Genomic DNA, 9,503 nt, shown 5'->3' on the forward strand with positions numbered 1-9,503 from the left:
CTTCTTCGCCCAGCAGCTCGACGCGAACGGGGCGGCGAGCATGGACGCGTGGGACGGCTACCGGGCCTCCCGCAGCCGCATCCAGGGCGGGTGGCAGCAGCGTGGGGTGCGCAACCCCCTGGTGCTCACCGGCGACGTGCACCGTTCGTGGGCCAACGATCTCAAGGCCGACTACGCCAACCCCTCCTCGGCGACGGTCGGCACCGAGCTGGTCTGCACCTCGATCAGCTCGACCGGCAACGGCAGCGGCAGCACCACGGTCCCGAACGCGGCGGCCAATCCGCACCTGAAGTTCTACTCGGACCGGCGTGGCTACGTCCGTACCACCATCACCCGCAGCCAGGTCCGCGCGGACTTCCGCGCGGTGAACACAGTGACCGAGCACGGCGCGGCGGCGTCCACGGTGCGCTCGTTCGTCATCCTCGACGGCCAGCCCGGCCTGCAGGCCGGCTAAGGAAGAGAGCCACCATGACCGCGATCACCGCACTGCTCACCGCGTCCCTGCTGATCCCGAACGTGGTTCCCGGCCCGACCGCCATGACCGCCGAGGCGGTCACCTGGACCACCGCGAACAGCGTCGCCACCGGCGACCAGGACCTGCCGTCCATCGCCATGAACCGCAACGGCCACGTCGCCGTGGTCTGGGAGGACGACCGGGACAGCACCGCACCGGAGGACGACACCCACAGCGAGATCTACCTGCGGCTGTTCCGCGACGGCACACCGGCGTACGAGCTGAAGCTCTCGACCGGGGGAACCAGCGGGGCCGCCTGGCGGCACCTCAGCCCCGACGTCGGGCTCGACGACCGGGGCAACGCCGTGGTGGTCTGGGCCGCCGACGGCGACGGCAACGGCGTCTACAACATCCAGTACCGGGTGGTGTCGCCGGCCGGCGCGGTGCTCGGCTCGGGGCAGGTCAATGCCAGCGACGCCGGGCAGCAGATCTGGCCGAAGGTCGCGGTCGACCCGGACGGCGCGCCCACCAACGCCGCCGCCGTCGGCTTCACAGTGGTCTGGGAGGACGTGCAGGGCACCGCTCCCGCCACCGTCAAGGCCGCCGGCTTCACCGCCGCCACCACCAAGGCGTACGAGGTGACCGCCTCGCAGACGACGGGCACGCACCACCGTCCCGACGTTGCGGTGTCCGCCTCCGGCGAGGCGGTGGTGGTCTGGGACGAGGACGCCGACGCCAACGGCTCGTACAACATCGGGCTGACCCGGCTGGCCCGGTCCAACGGTGCCGTGGCGCTGTCGCGGCGGACGGCCAACGCGCAGAGCGGCGGGCAGCAGCAGCGGGCCTCGGTGGCGGCGAACTTCGCCGGTGACTTCACTGTCGGGTGGGAATCCGACCACACCGGCACCCGGGGTGTCTGGGCCCGATCGTTCACCGCCGCGGGCACGGCCCGGCACGACGAGGTTCCGGTCTCCACCGGAACCGGTGCCATCGCTCCGGGGGTCGGCATCGACGACCAGGACAACGTGGTGGTGGGTTGGACGGTGTCCGGCGTCAACCCGGACGTCTGGGCCCGTGGCCTCAACCCGGACGGCACGTCCACCGGCCGGCTGGCGGCCCAGGCGCTGAGCCAGACCACGACGGGTCGCCAGGAGCACTTCGCCGTCGCCGCGTCGCCCTGGGGCGAGGTGAGCGTCTGCTACACCGACGACAACGACGGCAACACCTTCGACCAGGTGCTCCTCGGCCTGGGTACGACGAACTCCACCTGGCTGATGTCCGCCGACGAGCTGCGCCGTCTGAAGGCGCGGGGCACCAGGGCAGCAGACGACCGCGCGGAATCAGACGATGAAGAAAACCTTCGGTTGGGGCGTTGACTTCGACTTTTTGCTACACAACAATCGTCATCAATATTTATGTCCGTCTCCGTGGTCGTGCGATAGCCCCTGGTCAACCCGCAGTACCTCAACCCCTGGTGGCCGCGGGTGCCCCATCGCTCCGGCCTGGACCCGTCGGAAGTGAGGGCACGATGAAACACGGTCGACGATTGGCCGGCGGCGTCGCCGCGGCCCTGATGACGGTCACGAGCCTGATCGGCGCCGCGCCCAGTGCCGCCGCGGCCGTGACCCCCACGCTCACCAGTGCCGTGACCGCCAAACTGCTCGGCACCGCCGAGCTGTCCGCCGCCGATGCCCAACCGGAGACCCGAATCACCGTCAGCCGCACCAGCGGCCGGTGGGCGTTCGGCACCGCCGTCGCGCTCGCGCCCCGACAGAAGGACGCCCACCCGACCGGGTCGATCTTCATCGCCCGGTCCGAGCCCGCCGGGTGGCGCATCGCCTTCGACGGCGAGGCCACCTTCGGTGCGCTGGCCGCCGAGTCGCCCCTGATGACAAGCCAGGAGAGAAGCGTGCTCACCACAACCCCCACCCCGATGTACGCGGGCGGGGACTACCGGACCGGAATGGCCCTGCCGTTCGGTGTGGGCCAGACGTGGACGCTCACCAGCGGCCCGCACGGCTGGGGTGGAACCGAGTCGCCGTACAGCTCGGTCGACCTGGCCGGTGGCGACCAGGTGGTCCGCGCCGCCCGCGCCGGGGCGGCGTACACGATGTGTCAGGGGTGGATCCGGGTCATTCACGACCGGGGCTACTCGACCGACTACTACCACCTGTGGAACAGCATCTCCGTCAACGGCGCCAGCGTCGGCCAGGGCGCCGTCCTGGGCAACACCGGCACCGACGTCACCTGCGGCGGAGCCGCCTACGGCCGGCACGTCCACTTCGGGCTCCGGCAGAACAGCGCGTACGTGCCGATCGCCGGCCACGACATCGGCAAGTGGGTACTGGCCAACGGCGCCGCCGCGTACCAGGGCGGGGCGCGGCACGGGTCGGCCTGGGCCGGTGCCGGCGGCGGCCTGTACAACTACGGCGCGCTCGGCTTCAACCAGGGGGTCGTCGACGCGAACAGCGGCGGGGTGCTCACCCGACGTGCCGGGCCGGGGACCGGCTACGGCTCGCTGGGCTCGGTGGCCGACGGAGCAACGGTCACCATCTCCTGCTCCGCCAACGGCACCTCCCACACCGGCCGGTACGGCACCACGGCGCTCTGGAACAGGTTGAGCGACGGCAGTTGGGTGTCCGACGCCTACCTGTCGACCGGTGTGAACGGTCCGATCAACGGCTGGTGCTGACGAGGTCCATCCCTGCGGGTTGGCGGCTCACCGGCCGCCAACCCGCAGTCACCGCAAGGAGGGCTCATGTCCGTTCGCACCTTCCACCGGGGCCGACTCCTGCTCGCCCTGACCACCGCCCTGACCGGAGTCGTCGCGGTCGCGTCACCGGCTGTCGCCGACCCCGGTGGAACGTCAGCGCCGGCCGCCCCGCTCGCCGTCGCGTTCGACACCGCCGCCGCGCGGTACGACGTGCCACGCGACCTGCTGGTGGCACTGGGGTACGCCGAGTCGCGGCTCGACATGCACGCCCGCACACCAAGCGCGGCGGGCGGTCACGGGCTGATGCACCTGGCGAGCGCCCCCGGAATACGCACCCTGGACGAGGCTGCCGCGCTCACCCGGCTCAGTCCGGCCGCGCTGCGGACCGAACCCGCGGCGAACGTGCTCGGGGCGGCAGCCGTGCTGCGCTCGTACGCCGATCAGGCCGGCCTCACCGCCGCGACGCGCGACGACGTGAACGGTTGGTACGGAGCGGTAGCCCGGTACGGCGGCGCCAGCGAGGCGTCGGTCGCGCGGCTCTACGCCGACACCGTCTACGACCTGCTGCGGACCGGGTTCACCGAGCGCGGTGAGGCGGTGGCTGGGCGACCGGTCGCGCCCCGGCGGGGTGGCCTGGAGCGGGCCGCCGTGCTCGGCGGGATCGGCACCTTGAGCACCGACTACGGGCCGGCCGCGTGGGCGCCGGCCAGCACGAGCAACTACACGGTGGCCAGTCGACCGGGCAGTCACCCGGTCACCCGCATCGTGATCCACCTGACGCAGGGCTCGTACGCCGGCGCCGTCAGCTGGTTCCAGAACCCGGCCGCCCAGGCCAGCGCGCACTACACCTTCCGCTCCTCCGACGGGGCCGTCACCCAGTCGGTGCGGGAGAAGGACATCGCCTGGCATGCCGGCAACTGGACCTACAACACCGGGTCGATCGGCATCGAGCACGAGGGGTTCATCGACAACCCCGCCTGGTTCACCGACGCGATGTACCGCGCCTCGGCCGCGCTCACCCGCAGCCTCGCCACGAAGTACGGCATTCCCCGGGACAGGGCGCACATCATCGCCCACAGTGAGGTGCCCGGTGCCACCCACACCGACCCGGGCCCGAACTGGAACTGGAACTACTACATGCAGCTGGTGAATGGAATCACCGGCATCGGCTCCGGCACGGTGACCACCGAGGCGTCCAGCCTCAACGTGCGCTCCGGCCCCGGCGCCAGCTATCCGGTCGTCGGCTCGGTCGCCGACGGCGCCACCGTCGCCGTCTACTGCCAGGCCGTCGGCAGCACGGTCACCGGCCCGTACGGCACGACTGCCGTCTGGAATCGGATCGGCACCAACCGCTACGTCTCCGACGCCTTCGTGCTGACCGGCTACGACGGGTACATCCCGAACGTGCCGCGCTGCTGAGGGCGCGGTACGACCACGAACGCTCAGGCGGCCGCCGACGAGCCGAAGAGCAGGTCCAGCTGGGCGTCCAGCGCGCCCAGCGCCTGTTCGGCGGTGTACTGCCCGCCCAGCAGGTAGACACCGAGCCCCTCCATCAGCGCCAGCAGGCCGGCCGCGGCGGCGACGCCGTGCCGGTCGGGCAGGACGCTGGCGATGAACCCGGTGAACTGCGCGGTGTCCTCGTGCAGGCTGGGCGCGGCCGACGGTCGCACCGCCGTGTAGGCGAGGAACGCGAGCGCCACCCGCCCGTTGTCGCGGGTGCCTTCGTCGAGCGGCAGCAGCGCGGCGAGCATCGTACGCAGCAGCAGTCGAGGTGACGGGGTCTCGCCCAGCTGTGCCACGGCCTCGGTGACCCGGCTCTGGCTGCGCTCCCGCACCACACTCAACGCGAAGGCCATCATCTCGTCCTTGGTCCGGAAGTAGTGCTGGACCATCCCCGCCGAGACCCCGGCCTCGGCGGCCACGTGTCGAAGGCTGACGGCCTCCAGGCCCTGATCCGCGGCGACCCGCATCAGCGCGTCCGCGATGAGGGTGCGTCGCTCCTGGTGATCGACCTTCTTGGGCATGGCCTCGATCGTTTCACAGTGGGTGGCCCGGAGACTCCGCCAGCGCGGTGGTCACCGGCTGACGGTCTGGCTCACCGGAGTGCCCCGCGCGCTGCGCAGCAGGCCGTCCGGGTCGTCGGCGTACAGTCGCAGCTCGTTCACCGGCGTGGACCCGGCCCTCGGCAGGTCGAAGGTCAGCGGCCGGCGCAGCAGGACGTCGATGCTGGTCTGGCTGCCGACCGAGATGGACACCACCCGCCGGTCGCCCTCCTGCTCGACCTGCACGGATCTGCTCGACGGCAGCGAACGGTAGCGCTTGCGCAGCGCCTCGACGTCCGTCCACGGGATCCAGATGTCGATGCCCGAGCTGAGCCGCACCCGCAGGCCCCGGTCGCCCACGACGTGGGGGTGGATCGTCATGCTGGCGAACAGGCCGATCATCCAGAGCAGACCCCAGATGCCGAGGCCCAGAACGATCCAGCGGGCGGGCCGCCACGGCACCACGTGGGTGACCACCACGTCGAAGATCGGGATCTCCACGACCGACAGGCCGATGAAGATGCCCAGGATCGGCTTGACCACGCCGAGGTAGCCGAACGGCTCGTCGCCGGGCCCCAGCGGCAGTGGACGACGCCGCGCCCACACGTACAGGCTGCGCCACGTCGCGGCCTCGGCCTCGGCCGCCCGACGCAGCAGCGGGCCCACCCGCGCCCTGGTCGGTGTCGTCGTGTCGGTCATGGTCGTCCTACTCGCTCGGGGGTCGACGGTCCGTGCGGCGTGACGGTTCCGGCACCGCCGTCCACCGTGACGAGCTGCCCGGTGGTGATGGTCCGGGTGGCGTCCGGCACGCAGATGACGGCGGGAATGCCGTACTCACGGGCCACTGTCGGGCCGTGCGCCATGATCGCGCCGGTTTCGGTGACCAGCGCCGCCGCGGTGAGGAACAGCGGGGTCCAGCCGGGGTCCGTGGTCGCGGCCACCAGGACCTCGCCGGGCTCGACGTGGGCGGTGCCCGGGTCGTGCACGACCCGGGCGGGGCCGGTCACCCGGCCCGCCGACGCGCCCACTCCGGCGAGCGTCCCGTCGCCGGTCGATGCCGCCGGCAGGACGGTCTCGACATCCGTACCGTCGGAGAGCAGTGCCACCGGCACGGTCCGACGCCGCAGCTCCCGGCGGTGCACCGCCCGCCGGGCGGTGACGGTGCCGCGCAGATCAACACCCTGGTGTACGGCGGTGTGCACCTCGTCGAGGGTCAGGAACATGATGTCGTCGGGCTGCTCCAGCAACCCGTGGTTGTGCAGGTCGGCGCCGATGAGCAGCAGTTGGCGACGGGTCTCGCGCAGCGGGTACAGCCCGGCGAACTTGCCGGCCTCGCGCAGGCCGGCCAACGATCGCGCGCGGCGCAACAGGAAACCGGCGAGCCGGCCCCGCACCGGCCGCCGTCGGCGAGCTCGGGTGACCAACTCCTCCAGCGCTGTCTCCGCCGCTGAGGCGGCCCGTTGGAAGCGCTGGTCGGGACCCTGTTGCGGATCGGTCACCCGCAGGTAGTTGGCGACCGCGGCGAAGACCGGCGTGGGGTCCTCCGCCCAACGCGGCACCCCGAGGTCGACCTCGGCGACGCCCCGGTGACCGTAGACGTCCAGGAAGGCCGCCATGCCGATGTCGGGCAGCGTCCCGTGCAGGTGGCGTGCGGCCAACTCGACCGGCGGGGTGTCGAGGAGAAGCCGGCGGTGCTCGCCCACGCCCTGGGCGAGCCGCCACAGGGCCAGGTCCATCTCGATGGTGACGTTGTGCGGCATGCCGCCCAGCACGGTGTGGATCTCGTCCGGGCCGGCGACGCCCTTGAGCAGCGCGGTCGGCAGGGCGGCGGCGAGCATCCCGGCGACGATCGGCCACATGATCGCGTCGGCGGTGTCGTCGGCGTCGGCGTCCTGCTCCTGCACGAAGCGCAGCCGGTCACCGGTGGTACGCAGGTCGGCGGGGGCGGCTGAGCTCACCCTCAGCTGCTCGATCGCCTCGAACATCCGGGTCCGCGCGGCCTCGGGACGGGCCAGCGCCCGCAGGATCCCCGCCACCGCGCGACGGGCCGTCCGCAGCGACGCGGCTCCCGATGCCCCACCGCGCCGGTCGCCGCCGTTGGTCGGGGCGAACCGGGGATCCGCCAGCACGTGCTGCATCACCGCCTGGGCGCGCGGCCCGAAGTCGACAGCCAGGAGCTTCACCAGCCGCTTGCGGGACGACCGGTCGCGGGCGAGGTCGGTCAGGTCGCCGTAGAGGCGACCCCCGATGTCGACGATCTCGACACGTACCCCGAGCGCGGCGAGCATCGCGGCGATCTGCCTGCGCAGGGTCGACATGCCCATCGGGGTGACCGGTTGCAGCATGCCCTGGACGTGTCCGAACTCCAGGTAGACGCGGGGGAGGGGCTTCTCGCTGGACGGTGGGGCGGGGAACAGGCTGGTGATCGGCCGGGACTGGAGGAGCCACAGCACGTCCTCCGCGTCGATCGCCCACTCGACATCCTGTGGGCAGCCGAAGTGGGCCTGCAACCGCTCGCCCGTGGCGCGGAGGCGGGCCAGTTGCGGGGACGTCAGGCATCCGGCCTCGGCGCGCGTGACGTCGTCGAGAATGTAGTGGTCGACGGCGGCTGCGCCGTCCACCACTGTGGTGCCGAGGCCGGCGGCGGCGTCGACGGCCATCTCGTCGCGGCGCCCGGTCAGCGGGTTCGCGGTGAACAGCACTCCCGCAACAGTGGGTCTGACCATGCGCTGCACGACGACGCCCATCCGCACTGTCTGGGATTCGATGCCGCGGGCGTCGCGGTAGGCGGTCGCCCGGTCGCTGTGCAGCGAAGCCCAGCATTTCTCGATGGCGGCGATCAGCTCGTCGGTGCCGGTGACGTCGAGGACGGTGTCCTGCTGCCCGGCGAAGCTCGCGTCCGGGAGGTCCTCGGCGGTCGCGCTGGAGCGCACCGCCACCGGGCCCGCGCCGAGCCGCTGGTACGCGGCGACGACCTCCGCGGTGGGGACGACGCCGAGTCGGTGTGCCTCGGTGGTGACGCAGAAGCCGTCGGGGACCTGTTCGCCGTGCCGGATCAGCTCGCCCAGCCCGGCCGCCTTGCCCCCGACCAGGGCGGTCATGGCGGCGGTCACCTCGGCCAATGCGATCACGTGCATGGGAGCTCACTCTCGTTGCAATACAACTGCATTGCATCTGACGGTATCTCGTTTGCGATTCGAGTGCAATGTCACGGCTGTGGGGGTGCCACCTCGGAGCCGGGAGGTTGCCCGGATCTGCCATGCTCGGCCCGGTGACGACCGGTCGCCCCACCAGATCCCGCTCCCACCGCCGCCCTCGAAGCCGTGCCATCCGCATCCTGCTCGCGTTCGTCGCGGTGGCGGCCCTCGTGGGTGTCGCGGCGGTCGCGGTGCCGATGCTGCGACCGGCCGGTCCGCGCCCGCTCTTCCAGATGCCGGTGACCTGCGGCGAGACGTGGCAGCTCAGCACCTACCCCGGTCACGACGACTACGACGTCGACTTCTTCCCGGTCGAGGGCGAGACGTGGGGGCGGCCGGTGCTCGCGTCGTACGCCGGCACTGTCACAGTGGCGGGCATCAACGGCTCGCTGGGCGGCCGCAACCCGGAGAACCCGGAAGGCCCGCGGGGGCGGGGCGGCGGCTACTGGGTGAAGATCGACCACGGCGGCAAGTGGGAGACGCAGTACCTGCACATGCTCGAACCACCACTGGTCACCGTCGGCCAGAAGGTGGCCCAGGGTGACCAGATCGGACGGCTCGGCAGCACCGGCAACTCCGGCGCGCCGCACCTGCACTACGAGCAGCGCCGCGGATGGGAGAAGGTCGAGACCCACTTCGACGGCGCGCCGTCGGGCATCACCACCGACGAACGCGAACAGATCCTCCGGCGGGTGAGCAACAACTGCCCGGTCGTCTCCTGAGGAATCCGGTTTGCTCCGCACGGCTGGGGGCACTGATTCGGGAGACAGTTCCGACGCAGGGAGGAGCCGGCCATGGCCAAGGGTGACGTCGACACGTACCACGAGGACGGGCAGTGGAAGAACAAGCCGGAGGGCCACGAGCGGGCCACCAGCACGCATGACGTGAAGGCCGATGCGCAGGCTCAGGGCCGCGAGATGGCGGCCGACCGCGGTGTCGAACACGTGATCAAGAAGCAGGACGGCACGATCGGGGAGAAGAACACCTACCCCCGCAGCCGTGACCCCCGCGACATCGAGGGCTGACAGCTCCCAGCCCCGGCGCACCGACCTCCTCGGCCATGCCGAGGAGGTCGGTGCGTTTCTGGGCGCCGAGCC

Annotated in this window: 9 protein-coding genes; 6 read left to right on the forward strand and 3 right to left on the reverse strand. The window is 71.6% G+C overall.

Annotated elements, in window-relative coordinates; translation table 11 throughout:
- The 4 genes from ABZ749_RS20875 to ABZ749_RS20890 all read left to right on the forward strand — a co-directional run.
- Positions 1-454: alkaline phosphatase D family protein (locus tag ABZ749_RS20875; RefSeq protein WP_357230083.1), on the forward strand; the 454-nt coding region annotated here is incomplete at its 5' end.
- 14 nt (positions 455-468) lie between these two features.
- Positions 469-1,830, forward strand: coding sequence for a hypothetical protein (locus ABZ749_RS20880; RefSeq protein WP_357230085.1), 1,362 nt, complete (start codon positions 469-471; stop codon positions 1,828-1,830).
- 152 nt (positions 1,831-1,982) lie between these two features.
- Entirely contained in the window at positions 1,983-3,146 is a 1,164-nt protein-coding gene (locus ABZ749_RS20885; protein WP_357230087.1) for a peptidoglycan DD-metalloendopeptidase family protein, read from the forward strand.
- A gap of 66 nt (positions 3,147-3,212) precedes the next feature.
- Positions 3,213-4,586 carry an N-acetylmuramoyl-L-alanine amidase gene (locus ABZ749_RS20890; RefSeq protein WP_357230089.1) on the forward strand — a complete coding sequence of 458 codons (1,374 nt, stop codon included), beginning with the start codon at positions 3,213-3,215 and terminating at the stop codon, positions 4,584-4,586.
- 23 nt (positions 4,587-4,609) lie between these two features.
- Here ABZ749_RS20890 and ABZ749_RS20895 read toward each other — a convergent pair whose 3' ends face one another.
- From ABZ749_RS20895 to ABZ749_RS20905, 3 genes are read right to left on the reverse strand one after another with little or no spacing between them, the layout of a single operon-like run.
- Positions 4,610-5,191, reverse strand: a complete 582-nt coding sequence (locus ABZ749_RS20895) for a TetR family transcriptional regulator (protein ID WP_357230091.1) — start codon at positions 5,189-5,191, stop codon at positions 4,610-4,612.
- A gap of 51 nt (positions 5,192-5,242) precedes the next feature.
- The gene (locus ABZ749_RS20900; protein WP_357230093.1) at positions 5,243-5,908 is read right to left on the reverse strand and encodes a hypothetical protein; all 666 of its coding nucleotides are present in this window, start codon (positions 5,906-5,908) and stop codon (positions 5,243-5,245) included.
- A complete protein-coding gene (locus tag ABZ749_RS20905; protein WP_357230095.1) occupies positions 5,905-8,346 on the reverse strand; it encodes a PEP/pyruvate-binding domain-containing protein in 2,442 nt (813 codons plus the stop codon). The genes ABZ749_RS20900 and ABZ749_RS20905 overlap by 4 nt, the downstream gene beginning before the upstream one ends.
- A gap of 122 nt (positions 8,347-8,468) precedes the next feature.
- Between ABZ749_RS20905 and ABZ749_RS20910 the strand changes: the two genes are divergently transcribed.
- Positions 8,469-9,128: a M23 family metallopeptidase gene (locus tag ABZ749_RS20910; protein WP_357230097.1), complete on the forward strand. Its 660-nt coding sequence runs from the start codon at positions 8,469-8,471 to the stop codon at positions 9,126-9,128.
- 72 nt (positions 9,129-9,200) lie between these two features.
- Positions 9,201-9,431 carry a DUF2188 domain-containing protein gene (locus ABZ749_RS20915; protein ID WP_354942245.1) on the forward strand — a complete coding sequence of 77 codons (231 nt, stop codon included), beginning with the start codon at positions 9,201-9,203 and terminating at the stop codon, positions 9,429-9,431.
- Positions 9,432-9,503 lie beyond the last annotated feature (72 nt).

This window comes from Micromonospora sp. NPDC047753, assembly GCF_040642735.1.
Classification (GTDB): domain Bacteria; phylum Actinomycetota; class Actinomycetes; order Mycobacteriales; family Micromonosporaceae; genus Micromonospora.

What these genes read in the sequence shown, in the direction of transcription:
- ABZ749_RS20880 (WP_357230085.1), top strand. Translation starts at nt 469, where the DNA reads ATGACCGCGATCACCGCACTGCTCACCGCGTCCCTGCTGATCCCGAAC.
- ABZ749_RS20885 (WP_357230087.1), top strand. Translation starts at nt 1,983, where the DNA reads ATGAAACACGGTCGACGATTGGCCGGCGGCGTCGCCGCGGCCCTGATG.
- ABZ749_RS20890 (WP_357230089.1), top strand. Translation starts at nt 3,213, where the DNA reads ATGTCCGTTCGCACCTTCCACCGGGGCCGACTCCTGCTCGCCCTGACC.
- ABZ749_RS20895 (WP_357230091.1), bottom strand. Translation starts at nt 5,191, where the DNA reads ATGCCCAAGAAGGTCGATCACCAGGAGCGACGCACCCTCATCGCGGAC.
- ABZ749_RS20900 (WP_357230093.1), bottom strand. Translation starts at nt 5,908, where the DNA reads ATGACCGACACGACGACACCGACCAGGGCGCGGGTGGGCCCGCTGCTG.
- ABZ749_RS20905 (WP_357230095.1), bottom strand. Translation starts at nt 8,346, where the DNA reads ATGCACGTGATCGCATTGGCCGAGGTGACCGCCGCCATGACCGCCCTG.
- ABZ749_RS20910 (WP_357230097.1), top strand. Translation starts at nt 8,469, where the DNA reads ATGCTCGGCCCGGTGACGACCGGTCGCCCCACCAGATCCCGCTCCCAC.
- ABZ749_RS20915 (WP_354942245.1), top strand. Translation starts at nt 9,201, where the DNA reads ATGGCCAAGGGTGACGTCGACACGTACCACGAGGACGGGCAGTGGAAG.